The organism is Aminobacter sp. HY435 (assembly GCF_027568395.1).
In the GTDB taxonomy this organism is placed as follows: domain Bacteria; phylum Pseudomonadota; class Alphaproteobacteria; order Rhizobiales; family Rhizobiaceae; genus Aminobacter.
The window spans coordinates 1-23,550 of the sequence record NZ_JANKZL010000018.1 but is presented as its reverse complement, the minus strand read 5'-3'; the positions used below and the strand labels follow the sequence as shown (position 1 = coordinate 23,550).

The 23,550-nt window shown below is 58.5% G+C and carries 16 protein-coding genes and 1 pseudogene; 9 read left to right on the top strand and 8 right to left on the bottom strand.

Translation table 11 applies throughout. The features are described from left to right. Positions 1-54 precede the first annotated feature (54 nt). Positions 55-1,236, bottom strand: coding sequence for a hypothetical protein (locus PCJ21_RS21665; RefSeq protein WP_269933505.1), 1,182 nt, complete (start codon positions 1,234-1,236; stop codon positions 55-57). Between the two features lie 1,125 nt (positions 1,237-2,361). Here PCJ21_RS21665 and PCJ21_RS21660 point away from each other — a divergent pair. Both PCJ21_RS21660 and PCJ21_RS21655 read left to right on the top strand, forming a co-directional pair. Beyond that, the gene (locus tag PCJ21_RS21660) at positions 2,362-4,089 is read left to right on the top strand and encodes a DNA cytosine methyltransferase (RefSeq protein WP_269933504.1); all 1,728 of its coding nucleotides are present in this window, start codon (positions 2,362-2,364) and stop codon (positions 4,087-4,089) included. After that, positions 4,082-4,489, top strand: a complete 408-nt coding sequence (locus PCJ21_RS21655; RefSeq protein ID WP_269933503.1) for a very short patch repair endonuclease — start codon at positions 4,082-4,084, stop codon at positions 4,487-4,489. Before PCJ21_RS21660 ends, PCJ21_RS21655 begins: the two co-directional genes overlap by 8 nt. Positions 4,490-4,517: 28 nt before the next feature. On the opposite strand, the gene PCJ21_RS21650 is transcribed toward PCJ21_RS21655, so the two are convergent. The 7 genes and pseudogenes from PCJ21_RS21650 to PCJ21_RS22135 form a co-directional block, all read right to left on the bottom strand. Further along, a complete protein-coding gene (locus PCJ21_RS21650) occupies positions 4,518-5,600 on the bottom strand; it encodes a hypothetical protein (RefSeq protein ID WP_269933502.1) in 1,083 nt (360 codons plus the stop codon). A 1-nt stretch (position 5,601) separates the two neighbouring features. Then, positions 5,602-6,504 (bottom strand): hypothetical protein, encoded by a 903-nt coding sequence (locus PCJ21_RS21645; protein ID WP_269933501.1) that lies wholly within the window; start codon positions 6,502-6,504, stop codon positions 5,602-5,604. Then, positions 6,501-8,252 (bottom strand): hypothetical protein, encoded by a 1,752-nt coding sequence (locus PCJ21_RS21640; protein ID WP_269933500.1) that lies wholly within the window; start codon positions 8,250-8,252, stop codon positions 6,501-6,503. The genes PCJ21_RS21645 and PCJ21_RS21640 overlap by 4 nt, the downstream gene beginning before the upstream one ends. Positions 8,253-8,335: 83 nt before the next feature. After that, positions 8,336-9,355 (bottom strand): PD-(D/E)XK motif protein, encoded by a 1,020-nt coding sequence (locus tag PCJ21_RS21635; protein WP_269933499.1) that lies wholly within the window; start codon positions 9,353-9,355, stop codon positions 8,336-8,338. After that, positions 9,345-11,966 carry a Z1 domain-containing protein gene (locus PCJ21_RS21630; RefSeq protein ID WP_269933498.1) on the bottom strand — a complete coding sequence of 874 codons (2,622 nt, stop codon included), beginning with the start codon at positions 11,964-11,966 and terminating at the stop codon, positions 9,345-9,347. Before PCJ21_RS21630 ends, PCJ21_RS21635 begins: the two co-directional genes overlap by 11 nt. A gap of 588 nt (positions 11,967-12,554) precedes the next feature. Further along, positions 12,555-13,745, bottom strand: a complete 1,191-nt coding sequence (locus PCJ21_RS21625) for an ATP-dependent nuclease (protein ID WP_269933497.1) — start codon at positions 13,743-13,745, stop codon at positions 12,555-12,557. Between the two features lie 144 nt (positions 13,746-13,889). Continuing rightward, positions 13,890-14,138: pseudogene (locus tag PCJ21_RS22135) on the bottom strand (AAA family ATPase); the annotation flags it as partial. 843 nt (positions 14,139-14,981) lie between these two features. Between PCJ21_RS22135 and PCJ21_RS21620 the strand changes: the two are divergent. The 7 genes from PCJ21_RS21620 (at position 14,982) to PCJ21_RS21590 (ending at position 22,635) form a co-directional block, all read left to right on the top strand. Then, positions 14,982-17,195, top strand: coding sequence for an AAA family ATPase (locus tag PCJ21_RS21620; RefSeq protein WP_269933496.1), 2,214 nt, complete (start codon positions 14,982-14,984; stop codon positions 17,193-17,195). Next, entirely contained in the window at positions 17,195-18,145 is a 951-nt protein-coding gene (locus tag PCJ21_RS21615) for a hypothetical protein (protein ID WP_269933495.1), read from the top strand. The genes PCJ21_RS21620 and PCJ21_RS21615 overlap by 1 nt, the downstream gene beginning before the upstream one ends. Positions 18,146-18,253: 108 nt before the next feature. After that, complete coding sequence (locus tag PCJ21_RS21610) at positions 18,254-18,616, top strand: hypothetical protein (RefSeq protein ID WP_269933494.1); 363 nt, start codon at positions 18,254-18,256, stop codon at positions 18,614-18,616. Next, positions 18,613-19,950, top strand: coding sequence for a nucleoside 2-deoxyribosyltransferase (locus PCJ21_RS21605; protein WP_269933493.1), 1,338 nt, complete (start codon positions 18,613-18,615; stop codon positions 19,948-19,950). The genes PCJ21_RS21610 and PCJ21_RS21605 overlap by 4 nt, the downstream gene beginning before the upstream one ends. Further along, a complete protein-coding gene (locus PCJ21_RS21600) occupies positions 19,947-20,588 on the top strand; it encodes a 7-cyano-7-deazaguanine synthase (RefSeq protein ID WP_269933492.1) in 642 nt (213 codons plus the stop codon). The genes PCJ21_RS21605 and PCJ21_RS21600 overlap by 4 nt, the downstream gene beginning before the upstream one ends. Positions 20,589-20,590: 2 nt before the next feature. Beyond that, positions 20,591-21,241: a hypothetical protein gene (locus PCJ21_RS21595; protein ID WP_269933491.1), complete on the top strand. Its 651-nt coding sequence runs from the start codon at positions 20,591-20,593 to the stop codon at positions 21,239-21,241. Positions 21,242-21,462: 221 nt separating this feature from the next. Beyond that, positions 21,463-22,635: a hypothetical protein gene (locus PCJ21_RS21590; RefSeq protein ID WP_269933490.1), complete on the top strand. Its 1,173-nt coding sequence runs from the start codon at positions 21,463-21,465 to the stop codon at positions 22,633-22,635. The last annotated feature ends 915 nt before the right edge of the window (positions 22,636-23,550 follow it).

The following is a 23,550-nucleotide window of genomic DNA, read 5'->3' as shown; positions in this document are numbered from 1 at the left end:
TAGACGTGCTGAGTCAGCGAAGGTAGCAAGTGGCCACCGTCATGAACCACCGGATCAGACGTCGATCGAGCGCGGTCGGATCGCAATGGCGCCCACGGCCGCCGACAAGATATCGAGGCCGTTGCGTTTGGTTGCCTTGGGGGCAATGACCGTCTTGTTGGCCTTGGCCTTCGCGCTCTTCGTGGCCTTCGTCCGCTCAGCTGCCGCCGCTTTCGCCATCTCATCGATCACCGCGGCGGCCTTTTCCGCGCGATCGCCGACCAGCCACTCGAGTTGCGGAACAACTGTATCAGTGAGCCAGCTGCCGATGTCGGCTGCCTGCGGCCAGCTCTCATACCCGCCGAGATCCTGGAGCATCCGCCAGAGTTTGTACCAGTCGTCGTCTCGGCTCAGCGGCATCACATGCACGACGCCGTCCTGGAATCCCTTGCCTGCCGGCTGGGCGAGCCAGATCAGCGACTCCAGCTGCTCGCGCAGCAGGCGAGCGGGATGGATCAATGGCCGCATCGTCGCGTCCTTGGGCACTCGCTTGCCCTGTCGATGCGGCTCGAGAGCAATGTGGATTGCCTTGAGGACATCGACGGCCGTGTCCATCATCGCTGCGACGCCGCACGTGGTCTTCTCGGCGATCTGGGCTTTCAACCCCGCGACACCTCCCCTCGCAGCTGACCGTTTTTCTGTCTCGGGCTCGTTGCCTTCACGAAGGATGGCCCTCACCTCTTTGACCGAGAGCTTGCGACCAGCTTCCTGCTGCGCCAGCAAGTCTTCGACGCGCTCCGGCCTCGCGCTTGCCATCAGATACAGTGTGCTCGACTTAATGCGCAGACTCTCGACACGCGACCGATACGGCCCCATGACACGGTGAACCGCGACATAGTTTTCGGCGCCGCGACGTGACAGATTGAGGATCTTCTTGGCCCATTTGGCGAAAGTCGCCTGGTCTGGTGCCGCCTCGCGCACGTCATGTATGACCGCCCCGTACTCGTAGACATGTGAGGTCTCGAGCCGGCCAAGAGCGACCAGGCGCACGCGGGCCGCTTCCAATGCGGGGACCGCCTCGACCGGGATCCCGAGAGCGACATAGTCCGGAGCCTCGCCTGCTGCAGGCGCTGCGATGGAGGGTGGAACGTCAGTCACACGCGCGCTTCTTTCTCTGCGCGAGGGTGCCTTGATGTCGAAGCTGGAGGGAAGCGGCATTGCGTCGGCAAGGTCGCTCGGAAGGGTATGCTTTGCCATGAAAAACTCCTTGGATGGCGTTTCAGATCGCGCCCGACGAATTGCCGAATGCAAACGCTGAAGCACCCCCATGATGACTCAACAATAACCACGCGTCAAAATCAACTATACTTTCATCAATAGCAACGTGGAAATCTTAAACTACAAAATTATCCAACATACTGATATATACACATCTTTCGAAGATTTCTTGCTTGCTTTCAGAAAATTAATACAGCGCGACCATTACGCTCAAATTATTCCTAGTGGCGTCCGTGAGTACTTTCTTGCGCACCCGTGGCTCGACTGCCTCACACGGCCGACCAATTAATGCCTTTTCAAAGAAACGTTCGCGTGCACTAGCGGCCCTGCCCACGCGAGATGCCAAACTAGGCAAACTTTGCCTGAAATCCTGAAATGGTCACGCCGTCAGTAACCCCTAGGGCGAACGGATGATGTCCCTGCCCCGGAGAGCATGCCCGACTTCCACGCGGGCCAGGCCGCCTCTGCTCAGCAACATGACGCAACAGCGCCGGCCATCCATCGTCAGCCGCTTGCGCTCTGACTTGGGCGGCGTCACAATGCACGCGTTACGGAAGGCGCTGCCGCTCATGAGAAGACCTGCGACAGGAAAGGACCTTTACGCTCGGTTCTCGCGCGATGGCCTTCCGAGTGAACTGGCACTCAATCCGCCGGCCGAAGAGCCATATCAGGCACCTGACCTGGAAGAGGTTTTGTCTCTGATTGGCAATCGGAAATCTGCTCGCCTCGAACCCGCTACTGGCCTGCAGAAAGCAAACAGGCGCAGGCCTGAATAGCCAAGGCGAACTACTTTCATGTTGATTGGCGCTAGACACCGATAGCTGACCTCTGGCGCCATGTGTCCTGATTGGGGCCGACGTACGTCTGCCGGCGCCCGAAACTCTTCACGAATGCAGAACGGCGGCTTTTAGCGGGAAATTTGCTAAAGAAGAAAATTTGGCGCTGGCCGGAAAAAAGCATTTGGTTTGCATTGCTGTAGGCGCGCACGTGCAATGATGCGCAAGCTATCGAAGCCGTCTGGCCGCGGACTGCCATTGCCAAGCTTCGCTCACGAATGATGTGATTAGCCAGATTAGTGGCACGCGGCATAAGCACACCTTGGGCTTGAAGTCCGTTGCAACATCCTCCATTCACTCGTCCATGGCCAAATTTATACCAGTGATAGATCTCTTTGCCGGCCCCGGCGGGCTGAGCGAAGGTTTCAGCCGTCATCACAACTGGTCCGGCTCGGATGTCGAATTCCGCAGCGTGCTCAGCATTGAGAAAAGCGCCCCTGCTTCCAAAACGCTTACCCTCCGAACCTTCTTCCGCAAGTTCGCCGATGGCGACTTGCCGGAACAGTATTGGGACGTTGTCGCGGGCAGGCTACCGGAAGCCGCTTTGCACAAGTTTCCCGAGTGGAGCGCCGCGGTCGACGACGTTTGGTTGGCGGAGCTGGGAGTAGTTCCTATCTCCGAACTTCACGAGCGAATTGCAGAACGCCTCGGGAATGAGGACGATTGGCTCCTGCTGGGAGGACCGCCGTGTCAGGCCTACTCTCTCATGGGGCGTGCTCGAATGACCGGGATCGGCCATCAGGCACGATCGGCGTCAGATCCCAAGGTCTCTGATCTGGTCCGACAGACGCGACTGCAAGTCTTTGGCAGCGACGTTCGGCACAAACTCTACCAGGAATACCTTCGAATCATCGCCGTTCATCAGCCCGCGGTTTTCGTGATGGAGAACGTGAAGGGCATACTCTCGGCGAAGGTTCCCGGGACCGATGATCTGATGTTCGATCGTATCAGAGCAGACCTCGTGGACCCATGGGCGGCACTTGCTGAGGATCCCAACTTCGAAGAACTGGAACGGCTGGCGAAGCCAGAGCGCCCAAGGTATCGCCTTTTCGCATTCACATTGGACAGTCGCCGTGCAAGCGACGGCGATGTGAAGAACCGCGATTTCCTCATCCGATCTGAAGATTACGGCGTACCTCAGAAGCGGCACCGGGTCATTGTCCTCGGCATTCGCCACGGTATCGACGCCGTGCCGGGAGCTCTGCAGCCATCCGCACGTGCGACGGTGAGGGATGCCATTGGGCAACTTCCACCCGTCCGTGGTGGCCCGTCAGACAAGCGTGTCTCAGAGGCGGAATGGAAAGGAGAACGTGACGGTCTCGCCGCCTACGCTGCCAAGTCGGCACAGCCGAAGGTGGCCAAGGCCATACTTGAAGCAATCGAGAGAAATCGCGAGATCGAAGATCAAGGCGGCCGGCTGGTGACAGTCGAGATGCAGTTGGCGGATACTGATCTCGAACGTTGGCTTCAGTCGGCCGACGCCGAGGGGTTCCTGCAGCATGAGTCCCGTGGGCACATGCCTTCCGACCTTGCTCGCTACATCTACATGTCTGCATCGGCCGCGGAACTGAAGCGCAGCCCAATGCTTGAGGAATGGCCCCAAGTGCTACTGCCGGCGCACCGAAACGTTGCCTTCAACGCCAAGACCGGGCAGGCTGAAGTGTCGGGCTTCAGCGATCGATTCAAGGTTCAGATGTGGGACTCACCATCCTCGACCGTGACCTCCCACATCGCGAAGGACGGTCACTATTTCATTCATCCAGATCCCGCGCAGAACCGTAGCCTGACTGTGCGAGAGGCCGCGAGGTTGCAGACCTTTTCCGATGACTACTTCTTCTGCGGCAATCGCACTGAGGTCTTCACCCAGATAGGCAACGCCGTGCCGCCCTACCTCAGTGTGCAGCTGGCGGAGGTAGTCGCTGGCGTATTCACGCGGATGGTGCAGCCCGCGATCACGCCGACGAGAGGCAGGGAGGTGCAGGAGGCAATTGGCTGACGTTCATACCAAGGAAAAGAGAAGCCACAACATGTCTCGGATTCGGGGGCGAGATACCCGACCCGAGATGATGCTTCGGTCAGCTTTGCACGCGATAGGGCTCCGTTTCCGTCTGCATGCGTCCGATCTCCCGGGCCGCCCCGACATCATTCTGCCCAAGCACAGGCTGGCCGTGTTCGTTCACGGCTGTTTCTGGCATCGACATGCCGACTGCAAATACTGCACCACACCTGCGGCCAATGCGGAATTCTGGAGGGAGAAGTTCTCTAGGAATGTAGAACGCGACCTGGAAAACTCGAACAAGCTCGTCGCGGCCGGCTGGCGCGTCTACGTCGCTTGGGAGTGCGAGATCAAGCGCTCGCCCCCTGCAGTCGCCGAAGCTATCAGGCAGCTTGACTGAAATCGCGAGGCACTGAATGGTAGGGGTTTCAGCGCTTCTTCCAAAGACTCCATCGCTTCTTGGCTACCGGTTCCGCGCTCTCGGCTTTGGGGGCAGCACGGGCTTCGCTGATTGGATTCGTACTGGTTTGCGCCGCATGAAATTGGCGTAACCGATCGATGAGATGCTTCAGAGCGTTACGGTCGCTTTCCGACAGCTGGAACCCCGACCTCAGGCTGTTCAGAGCCGAACGGGACTTTGGCGACAACAGCCCGTATCCGGCAGCCTCGGCCTCGATCAATTCCACGCGTGAGAGAAGGTCTGCCGCGGATGTTTCATAGGGACGCGGGAGTTCTGCCTGCGCCGCAGTGGCTTCAGGCAAGGCCTCAGCTGCCTCTGAAATCTCCATGGCCTCGTCCATGATCGCCGCCAGTTCGGATCGAGGGAGGGAACTGAGGGTTCGGAGCTCGTTCCATATTCGCGTCCTGAGTGCCGCTCGACGCATGACGGCTTCCATAGCCCCGCGGCCATGTACCTTCGAACCGCGAACCCAGGCTTCCGCTAGCGCTGACGCCAGTATTGCGTCGCCGCCTATGCTGGGGCGTTCTGTTATCTGGACGAGCGCATCTTCGGTCAACTGATCAACAAGATGCCAACGGTCCGCACTGCCCACACCGCGATCAAGGGCCTGACCTCGCATCCAGAGTCTTTGGAAGGTATTGCGGATGCCGCCATGATAGCGCTCCGAAGACGTCCCGAAGCGCCAATGAACGATGTCCGGTGCCACCACCACACCTACGAAGGCCCATACGTCGTCGCGCAGAGCTTCTCCGCTCCCAAGAAGCGGGTGGTCTGCCAGCCACGCGGAGGCGGAGGCGTCAAAACCTGCATGGCTAGAGCGGCCACCGCCATCGGCCCCGAAGCCATGTTGTTGGGCCATGGCCACCAGCCCAGACCGAAACTCGGCGAGTTCGGCAGCGCTGACACGAGACCCACCTGTTGCGGCAAACCTGGCAGCATCTGGGAGGTCATCTGCGTCGAAGCCTGACCATGTCTTAGCTCCTCCGCGGATGAACTCCTCAAGCAACAGATCCGCCGGAGGACCTGACAAGCGAGGAAGAAGTTTCACCATGCTAGGTCTCACTCTGCTCGGCTAGAGCCAGCAGCGTCGATCGAAAGGCACCGGGCCTGTTTTCCAGTAATGCGCGGATGTGTGCCACGTCCCTGTTCGGCCAGGCCTCACGCAGCCAAGCGGAAGCCTGGGCGGCAAGCGTCCCCGGCTCAGAATTTGCAATCAAGTCAGCAGCAGACGGATCGGCAACCAGCCTCTCGCAGACTTGTCCAATGACGTCGCTCAATATGGCTTGGAGGATATGAGGATCCTGAGCTTCGATCTTGGACACGAATTCAGGCTCAGCCTCGCTGAGATAGAGCCGGATCGCGCCATGAAAGTCTCGCGTCCAGTCTCGCGGCGACCAGTGCAGGTACCAAGGCGCTGACGCAGCGAGCGCATTCCCCAGCAGCTTGGACAGGTCCGCTACCTCTATGGGGAATCGTGGCTCTTCTCCTTCCAACCTGAGCCGGCTCCGGTCCTGCCAAAGACGATCACCGGCGCGAGACGGAGCGAGCTGATCAGCTCGTTCCGGCGGAGCGGCCAATACGATCTCGGTGCTAATATCGATCAAAGCCGACAGGCGCTCGCCGGCGACGGCGAACGATAGCTCCACGTTTTCTTGGCCAACGAATTCTCTGGCCTCTCGATGGATGATGGTTCGAGGAATGCGACCTTGTCCGGTGCCTACACGAACCGCGAGCGATAGTCGTAGCTCTTCGCTGGGTATGCCTAGGTCGCTGGCGGAGGCCTCCGCATCGAGCGAGACTTGTCGACGAAACCACAGGGTGGATGCCGGATCCCAATCCGGGACGAATTCATCGTGCGTCGTCCAGTGATCGCCGTTGAACGACAACTCCCACTGGGAAGTTCGCACCGTGGACTCTCGAAGCGTGAGGAACGGCAACGCGATCCGGGAGCTCAAGACGCCAACTCCGTCAATACCTCTGCATCAACGAGAACTGCGTAGCCGCCGCGCATCCGCACCGCTATCTCGTACACGCCTTCGTCACCATCAAGCGCAATTGAGTCGGCCCACACCACCTCACCATCCTCCACACGTGAGATGTACGCGACTGACGGCTGAAGGCCCAGTTCTTCGGCTGCGGCGACATTTCCGCCCTCAACGGAGACAGATGCTTGCGTGGCGAGCACAACGCCAGACTGGTGGCTGTCCTGCTGAACTCGTGTCGTGAAAATAGCCAGCTTGCCGTTGTCGTCTCGCACAAGTCGGTCAAACACCGGCTTCGATGCTCGTGCTCGTGTTGGCCTGCCCCCGCCGCCACCGCCGCCACCACGCCGCTTGCCCGCACCGTCTCCCCCAACGCTCTCAAGCGAAGCGCCTAGCCGACCTGCCACACGCGCAAGCGGCGGACCGGAGGCGCCCGCGAGGCCGGAAGGTGCGCGTCCGGCGCCGCCAATATCCAACGCGTGCCCTTTCAGCCGTTGCAGCGCAACGTTTACGTAGCTCTTCGAGTGTCCCCGGGGAAGGTTGTCAGGTATCCAATCGTCGTGCGCGGGTGGTTCGGAATCGGCAAAGGCGCGTTCAATCTCGTCATCATCATTGACCAGAAACACGCCAGCCCATTCGAGGCGTTCGTCCGGCAGAGGGTTACCCTCAAGATACTTCACGACCAGTTCGACCGGTCGCATGAGGGCTATGTGACGGGAGGCAGGCGGAAGCAGGCTTTCCTCGGCCACTATTGGCCGCCTTGGCGAGCGAAGGCCTTTTTCGACCGCAAGTCGACCAAGCTGCCGTATTGGGCGTTGGCTGGCGATCTGCCGAACGTCGTTTCCCGATCCTGACCTCGCTCCACGCATGGCTTTCGCAAACAGGTCGAGCGGTGGCACGTCTTCGGGGAGCGGCACTGGGAGGCGTGTGCCCTCGGCCAGGATCGAGCACCGGAAGCGGCGGGCGTATGGGGTGTCGCTCATCATTCGTGGCCAGAAATTCCACAGGAGCGTCTCGATGACCCTCCGTCCAGCCTCCTCAACTGTTTCGCCTTCGGTGTCAAAGTCGAGAATCATGATGGAGGTGCCCGTTCGGCCGGGACTTCTAGGGAGGAAGCCAAGCGCTTCGGCGAGCTCCTCCGCGTCAATTCCAGTCGCAGGGTCCGCAATTCTATCGACTGGGTCGGGTACGCCAAACCAGTGACGCCCAGTGTAGCGACGACGCATTCCGGCGTCGGGCAACTCGAACGACGGCCCGATATGACAACCCATCAGTCGCCTCGGGGAACCGTCCGCCGGCAACGTGTCCACCAGGATCGTGCTGCACCTGCTCACTCGATAGAGGGCGACTTTGCCGAAGCCGTATGTTCCGCCGCCATGCTGCGTGTCTCGTGGGGTTCCAATGTTGCGGAGGAAGTCGACGAAGTCGGTCCGCTTGGCGTCAACGGGAATCCTGTCCGCCCTTGTCGGGCCACCTAAGCCTGTGGTTCCGAAGTCGCAAATCTCCATGACGACGGGAGCCGGCCGAGACAGGAATTCATTCAGCTGGCGCTGGGAGTCGGGTTGGACGGGAATGTCAGTTAGGACGTGCTCCCTCAGGCAGTGAACCTGCTCATCGGTCAGTGTCCTGATGCGGATCTCGATTTCGGGCCCGCTACCCAATTGGGCGGCATCAGCAATGTTTTGAACGGACTCACGAACGACGGTCTGCAGGGCGTCCAACGTCGGAGCCCCAAGTAGGCGACGGAAGTTCTCGCCGATGTTTCCCGTGCTTCCATACGGCTCGGAATGGAGATGCAGCGACGTCAAAGGCATTTTACGAGCTCGTCCTCGATGGACCTCTGTCGCACCTGGTCCCGAAGGCACGAAGACGCTGTAGCGAGATCGACATTGTACGCGACGGCGGACACGCCAACGGGCGCCTGACCACCTATCAGCGATGCTGGGATCAAACGCGGAAACTCATCGCTGATCTCATAGAAGGTCTCTGCCTCCAGATTGAACTGCTGCCTGTTCCACTGGACCGAACCCGGGTCTTCGCAGCCGGCACCGGCGATAGTGGCTTGGAGTTGACTGGGGTTGTCGACCCTGGAGAGGGCTCGATGGGCAAGAGCTCCGATGGAGAGGAGACCTCCAGCCGAGGGCTCCAAGGTCAGATGACTTAGGTACAACCTGCCGCCCTTATTTGGTTCGAGCTGGTCGAGGCCATGCACGACGATCGTGGACTTCCCTTGCTTGAGGGTCGTCTTGACTTCCAATGACGTCGAGCCGCTGCGAAAGTCGTGTCGGTCGCCTGCAGGGCCCCTCCACGCTTGCCATGCCGCCGGTGAACGGTCGATGAGCCGGTTTAGGATGAGCAGTTCACCGGCTAGCCCAGCTACTCGCTCGATAGCGGGTCCGGCGTCCCCTTGGACTAGCAGGAGGCTGCGGAAATCCTCCAACGTCGTCCAAGCGGCTTCAACGCATGGGAGGCCCTGATCGACGCGAGAGAAAATGGCTTCGACGACATCTGCGAATGCGGACTCGAGGTGCTTGGCCGTGCACATGATATCGAGGAAGCGAAGCTGCTTCCCCGCTTGCATCAGATCCGCGACTACGATGCGCAGGGATAGTGCCTCTATGATGGTCCGCACCGTCTCTCGCTCGCCAAGCGGAAGCAGGACACGAGGCTCGCCATTTGGACCTACGGCCAGTCTGACTGTCCCTGCGGACGAGATCACCTCTGTTCTAACCGTGGGAATTCCCAGATTAATCGACGACGCATCCCCCGCACGCAGAATGGTCCATCCGTCCGCTGCCCCATACGTTTGGCCTTCAGACGACACCTGCAGCCTCCGCCTGAGCCAGTTCTTCGGCCTCTATGTTCTCGATCTCGTCCGCGGACAGCGGACGGAGTTCCACCGACACGTAATCGCCTCCGTCTGTCACTGAGCCGGGGAAGACCACTCCGTAGCCTAGGACATCCGTGGCGGCGTCGAGTGCCACTCTTGCGCCACCCGCGGTTTGGGGAGCGGAGGCACGGTCAATCGGATACAGCAGCAATAGTGGCACCTGCGCGCCCAGCGCAGTTGACCTGGCGGTCTTGAGATCTTCCCATCCGAGATCCGTGGCACCCGCCATTTCGCAATCGAAAACCACGTCCTGCTTCGACATCAGCGCTTTGATGTCTGCGACGGGACTGTCCTTCAGGCGCGCGCGGCTGACCATGTTGAGGGTTCCCGCCTTCCCGAGTGGGAGAGGCGACTTATCACCCTTTCCGGCCTCGACGATGCCGACGTTCCATTTCGAGAGGCGTGGATCGCTCTTCGCTATGAAGTCGAGGATGATTCTTCGATCAAGATCGGCATGAGAAGGGTGCGCCTGATACTCTTCAAAAAAACGCACGATCGAAGACTTCGGAACGCCACGCCAAAGCTTCGTAGATCCGGTTTGCCTCAGCCCGAGCGCATCCGCGCGGCTGACAAGCTCTGCGCCGGCCTCCCAGTTGGCGTCGAGCAAGACAGAGTTCTGATGATCAAACCGGAAGGTCTGACGATGTGTTCCCCAGAAGCTTATGGCGCATTGGCGGGCCGCCTTCATCTTGTTCGCCGCGGTAATGGCCATCCCAGGGATCGCTCGGATGCGAACGGCGATATCCATGGGTGACAGGTCGCGCACACCATACTCCGCTATGTCGTCGCGGATTTCCTGCTCGACCGTCGCCATTGACCGGAACTTGGATTGAAGGTCCTCCGGCATGGCGATCCTCGGGAGGTCCTCATACTGGGGCCTGTAGCCGAACCATCGGCCCATCTGCAGGAGAGTGTCGTACTGGTTCGCGGTTCGAAGGAAATAGCTCATCATCAACCCTTCGAGGGTGAGCCCACGGGCTAGGATCGAGCCGCCCACGATTACGTAGGTCTTCGGGCCCTTCGTGTAATCGATGCGGTCATCGCTCGCCCCATTCTCAACCGCCACTTCCAAGGCGTCCAATACGGCGGGCAGGAGGCGCCGTATTTCGGCCAGATCAATCTGTTGGGCGGTCGTGATGTCGCCAGGGAGCCGATGCTGCTCATCGACCCAGACGTCGGCGAGCTTCTCACCCAGATTCGAACTCGGATCGCGAATGGCCTCGTCGTTGACATCGAGCCAACCGCGGATCAATGAGGCCAAGCGTTCGTGAGCAGAGACGTATGCCGAAGTGTGGATCAACATCGACATGTGTTGGTCGGCATCGCCCCTCGCACGGCGCACAGCGCAACATGCGATGAAATACAGCAGCGACCGTTCCAGGCTCTCCGTCATCGCGGGCTGGAAGGTGTTGCGGGCCTGGCGAGTGGCTGGTTGCAGCAGCCTCTCATCGGCCTCTGGGACAGGGCGGATCATGTCGAGCCCGTCCTCCTCCGGTGTAACGTTGCCAGGATCAACCGGTGTGCGACCGAACAACTGCTCGGTTCCGAAGTAACGCTGGGGCCGGGGCAAGGCCGTGATGAAATCGCGCGGATACAGGTCGTCGAGTTCCTGATCCTGCTTGCGGTATGGGTCGATGAGGACGTTCGCGAACGGGGTCGCGGTGTACCCGACGTACGTTGCGGCCGGGAGCATCTGCAGGAGTTCACGGATGCGCTGGTTGATGGCCGTCATGTTCAGCTCGCCACGCGCCGAGTTGACGCTGCCTTGATCGCACTCGTCGTCGATCACCAGAATTCTCAGCCGCTCCAGAGCCGCCGGCAGCGTCCTTTCAACGGCATCGCGCAGTTGTCCCAGCGGCGACACGTTCTTCTTAATGACGGCAAGTTGGGCTTTGTCGGTATGAGAGAGGAAGCCGCCCTGGGGAGGAGCTCTGAAGTCCTTGTTCTCTTCGTTAGGGGTCAGGACCTGCCAGTGGAGTGGGTTACGCTCCACGAGATCCTTGTACAGTCGCAGTTGGGTTTGAAATCTCAGCTTGTTGGTAAGACCGGCCAAGACGATGATCGTGTTGTACCCCGCGTCGAGCGCCTTGGAGATCACACCAGTCATATTGGCGGTCTTGCCGGACTGCACGTAGCCCACTACCAGGCCGCGGCTTGAGAACTGGTTCTGACCAGGATTGCCCAGCAGCGACACAACTTCGCTGGCAGCTTCATCGATTGCCTTGATGTCGTCAGGGTGCCAGCCCTTCGCATTGGTCAAGTAGTCCTTGACGGCAGGCCAGTGCAGGTCGGTCGGCCGGGAGCCGAAGTACCAACGCTCACGCTTGCGGATGAGCGAATGCGTATGCAGGATCTCGATGGCCTCGAACTGCTTTGCCACGATGGCAGTCGCCTCGGATAGTTCACCTGCCAATAGATTTGACAGGCCGATATTGAAGCTTTCAAGATCGGACTTGACCTCATCAAGCGCGGCCTGAAGATCCTTCGTGCGAGGCAATTTCTGTTGGATCTGACGAACAAGCGTCTCTACCTGCGGTCCTGGCAAAGAATCCCCCAATCAATCCTGCGACCTAGCTGCTGACATCGGATCACGAACGATTTATCGGTTCAAGCCGAATGCGATCCAAGAGCCTGCCTATATTTCAAAAAGCTCCAGTCAGATACCATTGGACCATTGGTTGTGGTCGGCTGCAGATAGACGATGCCTTACAGCTTGCTTTTCAGGTTCTGGAAACCAAAAGCAAGGTCAAAAGGTGGCGCTGAAATGGTTGGTGGCCGCATCGGTAACACCAGAGAGCGCAGCAATGCTCGCCTGGATAGATGACAGGAGCGCGCCATCGGGGAATGGCAGCTTCCAAAAAATTGCCAACTCGGTCTGGATGGCCGGAATGAGGCGCGTTGCTGACTGGCGATTTGGGGGCCGTTTGCTGACTGGCGGCTTTCGGAACAATAAAATGGGATAGCTGTCAACTCCGGGTCGAGCCAGGTTCGACGCAAGTACGCACCGAGCGTTACCTTGACCGGCGCCTGCCTTGCATAATTGTTGCTACGCGTCGATCTGCTGCACTCCGGCCTTGTCGAGCAGATCGAAGATCTCACGGATCTTGGCGCTGCCATCAGACCCGCGTCATCATTAGCCGTTCACTTCGGACAGCACACGCGACGATCCTTGGAGTGCCTTGGCCGCAGCTTTGAACTGGATGTAGTCGCCGGTGCTGCGCCCAAGGTCGAGATCAAGCAGAGTCGTGTGCGGAATGCCGAGCTGGTCCACGAGCCGCCAGAAATGCTGAATGTGCCTGCCACCTATCGGCACGATCGCGACGAAGGAGCGGTCTATCGGGATGCCATGCGCTTCGGCGATCCGCGGGATGACGATCTCTTCTGACGGGCCCTCACCGAATATAGCGTGGCGCGCGAAATAAATTTCGGGATGCGCGCGCACAGCCTCGCGCACGAACTTCGCGGCGTCGGCGTCGTCGGACGGGAGCGCGAGCTTGGTGACATGCGAGATGCCGCTGGAGCGGACGCGGCGCACGTGTCGCACGGCGGTTGGCTCGATGCGACCGACGATCGCCGGAGCGTGGCTGGTGACGACGCCTTGGACGCGGGCAGTCTTGGTGAGACGTTCGAGCTCGGTGAGCAGCCGCGACAGGAAATAGGGCGACAGATGGTTCTCGGGCTCCTCGAACGCAAAGATCGTCAAAGCGGGCGCGCGTGCAAACTCGGGTTGAAAGGGCGGGCTCTCTCCACTCGCGACCTCGCCCTCCAGCTCGAGGCGAAGGTCGAGCAGCGCCTTGACCAAGGCGAAGTGGAATAGCGAGCGCTGGCCGTCGCTCAGTTCCTCGACCGTCATCGGGCGGCCCGTGGCGGACGGATTGAGCATGATCGTCGCCGAGCGAACGATCTGCTGGAGATCGGGTGCCAAGACGGATACACGGGCGATCGTTCCGGTCTCGGCGGTGTTGAGCTGCGACCAGCATGCATTGATCGCGGTGTTGACGCGCTTTAGTGCGCCCTCCTGATCGAGCTCGCCCGATGCCTGGGCGATCAGCGTGTCGATCTGCTCCTTCTTCTCCCATTTGATCGCCTTCATCAAGCTGCGCCCCAGGCTGCGAACGGTCAGCTGGGTTAGAGCGGTGATATCGCGCGACGCGGGAATATAGCGGACGAGCACATGGCCACGCTCGCTTGCCGAGACCTTCTTTTTAGTTAGCGGGTCGCCATCACCGAATGGCACGTCGTCGGCACCAAGGATCCAATACAAAGATTCCTCGACGATGCCGTCGAGCGTTCCGGCGAGTTGCCAGCTGGCTTCGAGGCGCATGCGGACATAAGGTGGGTCGCCCTCACCCTCGACCACCATATGGCGAAACACTGGCGGTATGGTCTTGTCAGCATCCGAACCCTCGACCGCCAGTTCGGGGAGGCGCAGCACGGCTTCTATGAACAGCCGCCGGAGCGGTTGGCTTTCGAGACGTTCGGTTGGGGGTACGAAGAAATCGGAGGGCTGAACGCTTCGCTCTTCGCGGGTTTCACCAAATAGGCGAAGCAGCGCTTGGATCAGCGCGCTCTTGCCGGCACCGTTGCGGCCGATGAAGACGCTTGTCTCGGCTTCAAGAGCTACGTCAATCGACTGCGGACCAACTGGCCCCTCAATGTCGGGATTGCTGGAGGCGAAACTCCTAAAGTTCCACAGCTTCAGTGATTCAATATGCACAGCAAGTTCCTGGACGTTTTTACAATCTGCTCATGTGCCGTACGACATAGTGCCAGAACTGACCTCGCAGAGCTGTGGCATATACATACAATGGTTAAGTTTCGGCGCTCCGGACGAAATTCCGATCTCGAATGGCTGGAGTTGCCTAGGCAGCTAACCAGTCAGAGCCAAGAGCGCTCAATCAAATGCGCAGCTGGATACGTTTCGTGTCTGCCGAATGCGGCGCTTGAGATCGATCTGCCCGTGTCCGCCGATGACGTGAATCGCCTCATCGCCTAGCGGTTAGGCGCTTGCGGCCGCCTCGGGGAATGGACGGAGACGTTGCAAGCAACGCATGCACCTCTAAGTTTGCCAACGCGCCCGGAAGCAGCGAGAGCACCTGCACCGCCTTGAAGGCGACGATTGGTGCCGCATAGGAGGTACCCGCGCCGCTGGTACTCGATCGCTCGACCGGCCGGTGATGGCGCGTCGGCGGTCCCGCGCTTGAAATGTCGCGGCCGTCGCGCAGAGAGACGCATTTGGCTGGGGGCAGACTGTCTGGCGCCATCTGTAACCAACCCACTTTCTGCCTTTCAATGGCTTGTATGTGGACTACGCTTACGGATAGGTCTGCCGTTCGGAGGTCCTCCAGATAACAATTCTGGCCGACGCCGGAACGACCTGATGGCGCGTACCCTATACAAGCTTAGTTCGATGGAACTAAGTCCTGGCGGCAATCTTCTTTGTAGTGCCGACTTTCAACTAAAACAGCGGAGAGACTTCGCACCCAATTGCGGCGCCCTTGCTGGGCACTAAGGGTATAAATATACGTCAGGCTGAGGGGAATACGAGGAAGCGAATCGGATGAGACGCATATACAGACGAGAGCCGCCCGATTTTCTCTCTTCTGAGATCGTGCTCGCAGAAAGACAGCGCTTACTTGAATATCTTCGGCGCGATCCCGTTGAAAGACGGTCGCGGCGCGACAACCTCAATGATTCTCTTTTTTTCGATCCTTCACTAAGACGGGAGCTGCATGAGACCTTCGAAGGGACTTGTGCGTTCTGCGAGAGAGCGGTTGAAGAATTCAAAGACGACGAGGGTATTCTTCGGGTAGCACACTTCAGACCACTTCGGTTCGTGCGAGACAGTTTCGAAGTCGACAAGGATTATTATCTTTGGCTCGCTTTTGAGTGGCCGAACCTGCATGCCGTGTGCGCCTACTGTGACAAGGCGAAAGGCAACAGGTTCCCTGTGGAGGGCAAGCGCGCCGACTTTTTGTCCACCTATGATTCTATCAATCGAAGAGAGCGACGCCTCTTGCTGGACCCCTGTCAGGACGATCCTAGCAAGCACCTTCTGTTCCGCTGTAACGGACTTGTCGAACCGGTCACAGCTCAAGGCAGCGCGACCATCGACATATTCGACCTTAATCGAGATCAACTCGTCCAAAGTCGCCAAACGGCCGTCAATAGCATCTTCGACGAACTGGAGATCGCCTCGTCGTCACTTGACGTTGAGTTTACGCATCTAAAACCGCGATCGCCCCACGCGGGCGCGCTGGGACAAATTTGGAGGCGCTTGGGCAGCGAAAGGCTTGCTCTACCGCCGCCCCTGATCCGCTCAAAGCCCTCTCATTTTCCCTACAAGCTGCAATCATATGTCCGAAGACTGAGCGCAATTGACAGGGAGCACCTTCTGGATGGAATGCGATCACTATCCGATAGCGACCAGGCAACGACTCGGCGAGCAATTGAATGGCACGCCTCGTCGCACGACGACAGTTCGCTTGCCCGCCCAAATCTGTTCTTCGCATCAAACCAGGAAATCCGTCAGATCACGGTGCTGGACTTCAAAGTAGTCGACGCGCTGAGACTGACGCTTCCTTCAAGCCGAGCGTATCGCGCTGGTGCACCCTGCCTGATGATACTCGGAGAAAACTCTACCGGGAAATCGAGCATTCTTTCAGCGATCGCACTCGCTTTGATCGGGAGGAAAGAGAGCCGAAAGCTCGCAAAGTTCTTTCCAGCAGCCGTAAGGAGTGAGGAACGCGATCGCCTCGACCAGCTCGATCAGAAACCCATGGGCGTTCACGTTAATTTCCACCACACACGCCAAACCTCCGGCTTCACATTCAACCCAAGCGCGAATTTAGTCGGTGGGAATGATCAAGCGACAATCGTTCTTGGATATGGTCCAAGAAGATACTTTGACCCTCGAAAACGCGACTACCGAGGCGGCGCCGCAGCCCGCGTGAAAACACTCTTCGATCCCTTGGCCACGATCCCATACCCTGACGAGTGGCTCAACTCTAGAACTCATGCCGAGTTCGAAAAGATCGCAGCGGCACTACGCGTCGTTCTTGCGATGGCCGATGACGACGAGCTTCTCAGGGAGGGCCAGACGATAAAGGTCAAGGCGAATGGCCGTTCGACCTCTATTGAGGCTCTAAGCGAAGGCTATCGGTCCGTATTCACCATGACAGTCGATATGCTTCGGGAATTTTCTCAGTACTTTAGCAACCTCGAGGAAGCGCAGGGAGTAGTGCTAATCGATGAGATCGAAACGCACCTACATCCGCGCTGGAAAATGCAGGTGATGACCTCACTGCGACGCGTGCTGCCAAAGGTCCAGTTCATCGCCACGACTCATGACCCTTTATGTCTCCGAGGCATGGACGACGGAGAAGTTGTAGTGCTTCAGCGTAATGAAGGCGGTGAGGTTCGACAACTTCGAGACCTTCCGAGCATCCGCGGCATGACGGCGGAGCAATTGCTGACCTCGGACTATTTCGGTCTCGCAAGCACGGCAGATCCAGGCTTGGAACTCCGACTTTTGATGGAGGCCAACGATTATGCTCGTCGAGATTTGACAGGCGCGATGAGGATTCAGATATCGGAACAGACAAAGGCTATGCTCAATCGCATATCATTGGGTGATACGCCTTCTGAGCAAATCATGCAGGCAGCGCTCGAACGCTATCTTGCCGAGCGAGAGAATCCGGATGGCAAATCTCGAACCGATCTCCGAGCTGAGGCCGTCGAGGAAGTCGTCGCAGCGCTTAGGAAAATTCCCTGATGCGGCACGTCAACCGTAGTTCAGTTGCTGCGCCGGCATCTTTAACCAATCCGTCAGCCGCAGTTTCTGCCGAGCGTAGTGAGGCCGTGGCGCACTATGCTGGCATCTCAACGGCATCCTATGAATTCTCGAAATACAAAGAGTTCGATGTAAAATCTTCTCTCGACACGCTCTTCGACAATAAGTGCGCCTACTGCGAATACCAACTTGGCGATGGGATGGAAGTCGAACACTTCCGGCCGAAAGGACGGGTCGACGGCGAACCCACACACCGTGGGTATTGGTGGCTTGCACTGCAATGGGAAAACTTGCTACCGTCGTGCTCAGGGTGCAATCAGCGCCGCTACCAGCATCTCGTTACTGTAACCACGACCGAAACCGAGTATGCAGCACTACAGGGAAAGAAGCCGCGAACGACCGCTGGAAAAGGCAATATTTTTCCCATCTCAGGCGTCAGAGCATTCGCACCTACCGACAGCCTGCTTGACGAAGATCACGATGTTCTCGACCCGACAGTCGACGATCCCGGCCAGTACTTGACGTGGTCAACCAACACGACTTTCTCGATCACGCTTCCCTTAACGGCGGATCCTGCTTTTGCGAAACGCGCTCTCGCGACGATCAATGTTTTCGCACTGAACCGTACAAAACTTGTCCAGTTACGGACAGGCTTGCTTCGTGAGCTGCGCCTGAGGGCTGTCGAGATCGAGAACGACCTGTCGGAAGATGCCGCCAACGGCGGATCCGAGTTCGCTGCTCGAAACGCACTCAGGGGCGTCGATGCACTGAAGCGCTATTGCCAGCCCGACAAGCCGTTTTCGGCGATGGCACGCGTATTCGTTGAGGACTTTGCGAACCGACTAACGGCTCGCGTGGCAGGCATTCAGAGCACTGCGGCGAACAAGGCAGCCGCCCCGCCCGCAGGCTATGAAGCAGTTGGCTTGCCTTAAGCGCATTGCGGTACTGTACTTGAGAAAACGCTGATGGCTGAGCTTACGCATCCGATCGAATCACCTCAGGTTGTAAGCCGCTTTATTGGCATTTGGGGGAACAGTTAAATGGGAAGCTCCGGTTCGGGTAGTTTTACAGATTATAGTGGATCGAAGAAACCGGGTGGCACAGGCGGCTCCAGCGGCGAGGACCCTTGCCGAAGGGCTTTCACGGCAAAGTTGGAGGAAGTGGAGCAATGCGATTTCTTCGTTACCAACAACACCGTTCCTGCCGCTGACACAGTGCTCTCAATCGTGCTCGAAGGCCGGATCTTTGCTGTAACAGAGAATGGCACGAAGGTCGGAGCCTTGCCCACAAGATTCAATTATCTGGCTGGCTGCCTCAAGGACGGCATCACCTATGCCGGCATAGTGACGGAGTCCGGCTTGAAGCCGTTCTCGTTCGTCGCAGTCGACTTCAGGCCCCTATGACCGCGGCTGGCGATCGCCCCCTCCTGGTAGTCGGCGAGATTGTTGTCGACTTTACGAGCGCCCGGAAGAATGCTGCATGCAAGCTTCGCCTGGGAGGAATTGTGCATGCCGCGCGTGGGCTCTGGGCCTGCGGCTTGCCCTATTCGGTTGCGGCCATATGCCCGAGTTACCTCGTCAGTCAGGCCCGAGCCTATCTGGCGGCGCATGGTTGTATTGAGTTCATCTGGCTGGGAGAAGTCTCGGGCGCGCCGAACGTTATGGTCATTGGCGACGCTACCGAAGTCTCCGACCAAGGATACGAAGACCTCCTAAGGACTGAGAAATCTGTTACGATCCTCGATGTAGGCACTTCACTGTCGGCCTACGCGGAAATTCTTGTCTTTCCCGGCAGTTATGATCTTTCCGCAGTGCGTCCTTTCCTCGCTGATGCAGCCCGCATCAGCTTTGACATTGCCTACGGCACGAACGATTTTTCGATCTTGAATGAATTCGCGGGACGCCTGACTGCAATTATCATCTCGACGTCGTCGCAGCTCTTCGCGCGAACAGGTAGTCTGTCGGTGGAACCCATGCTCGACAGCGCAAGGAAACTCGGCGCCGAAGTATTCCTGCTTAAGGAGAACCGCGGAGGAAGTCGCCTATTTGATTTGCGCACACATGCCGTCGAAGAAATTCCAGCCACGCTGTCCAACACAGTCAACTCCGTCGGTGTCGGCGATGTCTATTCCGCAGTCATGATCGGCTTTCATGCCCGCGGATGGATAGAGGCAGGGTGGCGCAGCGCAAAAGCCGCCACAGTCTATTCGCAGACGACCTTTCCTGACGATTTCCGGCGAGACACGAAGCGAGAACTCGCACTTTCGCTCAAGGAGTTGCGCGATCTCGGTGGAACGGTCCTGCCGTGGCATGATCGGCCGCGTTTTCAGATTTATCTTGCAGCGCCCGACTTCTCATACCTCCACAAGCCGGAGATCGATCGCGTGGTCGAGGCCCTCGGCTACCACAATTTTTTAGTTCGCCGCCCGGTCGTCGAGAACGGCGAGCTGCCGCTAGGAAGCCTGGAGGCCACCCTCTTCAAAACTTACGCGGCGGACATAGCACTGCTTGAGGAGTGCTCGGTCGTGTTCGCAATCCCGTTAGAACGCGACCCCGGCACGCTGATCGAAATGGGAATGGCGATGGCCGTCGGGAAGCCAGTCGTAACGTTCGACCCCCGTCGACAGAACGAAAATACGATGGTCATCGGGGGAAGCACTAGCTACTCGAATGATCTCGATACGTGTTTGAACGCTTTGTTTGTGACGCTGTCGGATCTGCGCAAGGAGAAGTCGTGAAAAAGGTCATCCTTCTCGCGTCCGGCGGTCTGGACTCGACGACCGTAGCATATTCGCTCGTTGCCGAGGGAGCGGACGTCTTCCCCGTCTTTTTCGACTACGGACAGCATTGCGCCGAGATGGAGTGGAATCGGGTGAACGAAGTTCTTCCCGCGGCGATGCGCAGGCCAGAACGCTGCGACGTTTCCGGTCTCTTCCGTGGATCGTCATCCCGGTTGATCAAGGAAGCCGATTTATGGACCGAGGAAGTCGCGGATAACGATCTGTACGTACCCTACCGGACGATGCTGTTTTTTGCGGCCGCCGCGGCCCGTGCTCAAACGCTTGGAATCCTTGAAGTGTACACGGGCTTCATCAACAGTAACCACGCCAAGGAAATCGACTGCACTGCCGAATTTATGAACAAGCTGGATGGCCTCGTCGAGAACGTCGGTCCGGTCCGTTTCCATTCGCCGTTTAGGTACTCCTCAAAAACGGAAGTAGCGCAGGCTGCAATCCGCTTCGGCGTGCCAATAGGACGAACCTACTCGTGTCAGGCGGCAAGTGAATTCCCGTGTGGCGCATGTCCCAATTGTGTCGAGCGCCTTCGTGCGCTAGAGGACCCCAGCCTCAAGTATCCCAAAGCAAAGGTAGGTTAGCCATGCAATCGTCGGCAGTTCAGATGCTAGTCGCCGCCCGGCGGGTCGCCGACTTCGCAAAAGAACTGGGAGCTGACGTAAATCGGTTAGAGATCCGTCCTGCCTATGACCATATGGGTGCGCTGCTTGCTGACTCGGTTCTGCAAGCCGGGTTGAACTACAACTCCGTCGTTAGACCGCGGATCTTAGCGATTTTCGCAGACTATCCTGGACTGAGCCGCACCTCCAATCTGCTTGAACTCGTTGAGCGCGGGGAGACTTCTGCATTTCTCAATTGGACCCATCAGGAGAAGGTTCGCCGTTTCGACGCCCTGGTTCTGTTTCTCGCCGACGCCTCCGTTGAACACGTGGATGATCTGAAGGAGCACCTTCAGGACGGCGGGTTCGCGAAGGCTCTTCGAGGCGTCAGAGGCGTTGGCCCGAAAACTGTCGACTACATGGGGTGTCTCGTGGGTATAGACTCTGTTGCCGTCGATCGTCATGTTCGTACTTTCGCGAAGCGGGTCGGTGTCACGGAAGATGACTACGATTTCCTGAAGACGGTTTTCTGCTACGCGGCCGATCTCTTGTCCGTCTCAAGAAGAGAATTCGACGCTTGGGTATGGCAGCGCGAGTCGTCGTTGACTACGCGACAGATGGCTTTGGCGCTTTAGGCCTAACAGCATCGGCTTTGTACTCACGGTGGGACCAGCGTCGTCGGAGAAGTTCTTGGGCGGCCGACATCGGGAAAACTGCGCAAAGGCGTGACTCCGCTTTTTGCGCCTTCCACGTTCACGTCAACGGCAAAAAGGAGGGCGCATTACTGTCGGGCATTCGAATCTATCGTTCGCCCAATGGAACGACTTCATGAGATCGCAACGATAAGGAGACGGAGATGGCGGCACGATCGACGGCATTGCGCAAGATCAAGATTATGATCTCAAGCCAATGTAACCGGCAATTCCCAGATAATGGGCGCACGTTGACAGAGATTCGCCGTGAGCTGAGCGATCGCATCCAGGCACAGAAACTGTTCGGACTTGATCTCTTCGAAGTCTGGATCAATGAGGACTCACCCGGGCGAGGTACCAACATTAACAGCTGGGACGCTTGCCTCACCGAAGTCCGCAAGGCCGATATCCTGATAGTGCTCAACGCGGGCCATGGCGGATGGGCGCCGAGCGATGGCGATATCGGAATTTGCCATGCCGAACTCATGACCGCGCACAACTCCTCCCCCGCAAAGGTCCGCATTATCCCGCTCACCGGAACGCAGCCTTTGCCCGATGAATTGGCCACCACTAATACGCGCTTCAAAGCGTATGTTGATCGCATCAACCCGTTCGCGCCATCGGCGAAGACCGAAGCGATGTTATTCGAAGCGGTCGACAAGGCGGTCGCCGACGCGGTGACCTCCCTTGTCGGCCTCGGTGTCCGCGACGCCAGCAAAGGCGGTTTCTCCTTAGGGGACGCGCTGGCGTGGAGCCGCCTTTCATTCGAGGAACGGGCGGTACGGATGCGCGCGACTATGGCCGCCGCGCTTGTCGAAAGCGGCGGGACCGCAATTGGCACTTCCGGCGTCGCGGTCGAAATCGCCGGCGGCAAGGTGATGATCCACCTCCATGCGGCACCAGCAAGCTTGTCGGTTGCGCAGGCACGTGAATATGTAGGGCGGCCATTTTTGGCCGACCACGATGCGACGCCCAACTATGGCCGCGGCATTCACGGACCGCTCCATGTCATCGCCTGCCAGGCGGGTGTGACTGCAGCACAGGCGCGCAGCCTGCTCGGCTTTCCGGACGCGACGATCGTCACGCCCGGATTCGGCATCTTCGTTGCCGACGAGGTGCAGCAGATCCAATTTGCCCTTCTCAGGGACTGCCGCGACGACACAAGCACGCGCAGTGCGATCCATCGATTGCGCGGCTGGCTGGTTGAATCGGGCGAAGATCAGCTCGTGCTCGAGCGCGCGCAACGACGGCGAATTATTGCCGATACTATCGCCGCGCAGCTGTCGGCTTCAAACAAACCAAGACAAAGAAAACATGCGGCCTCCGGAGGCATCTGAATGGGAGGCGCGCCTGACCACCCTAATCTACGTAGTGCTGGCAGACCTATTCCACCGATCACACCGCCCCTTTGGCGTTCACGAATGACCGCTTTCGAGCGTTGATACGGGGAACCGAGAACGGCGGCAATGCGGGCGCGAAGCGGCCATTCACGGTTTTCAACTGTCACGTCTGCTTTGCGCGAAGGCAAAGTTTGCCTGAACGTCCTGTTTGCGAGGCGCAAAGCCGACATCTATGCGCAGTCTGGAAGTGACTGCCATGCTCCACGTAGGCAAACTTTGCCCATCGACAATCACGCTCTTGACGCCGCCCGCAGATCTGGGCACAGAGGTGATGCACAAATTGTAGCAGGCGGCTCCGACACAACGAATTTCTAAGCAAGATCAATGATCTAACAGGGGCGTGACATTTGTCCGGCTGAGAATCCAGGTCCTGGATCTAGACAAATTACGCGTGCGGGGCGATTGAGGTTTTCGTGAGCTTGCGCGGGATATTTTCGCCTAGAATCGCCATCGATTGTCGCCAGAAATCAGACTTTGAATGCAGCGCCTGTTTCTGCTCAAGAAGCATCCGCAGCGTCGTCTATTTTTGAGCGGCGATACAGCTTCTGCCGGCAAACGTCCGAATTTTAGCAAACTTCGAAAGAAAGGCCGGTCTGCCCAGATGCCTTGGCATGACAGCATCTCCGGGCAAGCGGTAAGGGCTGCCCACTCGCGCGTCCACCGCGTGTGACCAAGCACGCAACGGACGCGCGTTGGGCTAGAGCGGTGGACATTCAGACATATCGGGCGGCTTTGAAGTAGTTCTGGCATTCGGTTGGCGGGTAGAGTGTGCAGATGTCGCCGATCGCCTGCCAAAGGCCGTCGATGGTTCGAATGGCGCGTGCCCTGAGCTGGGACTTCAACTTGGAGAAG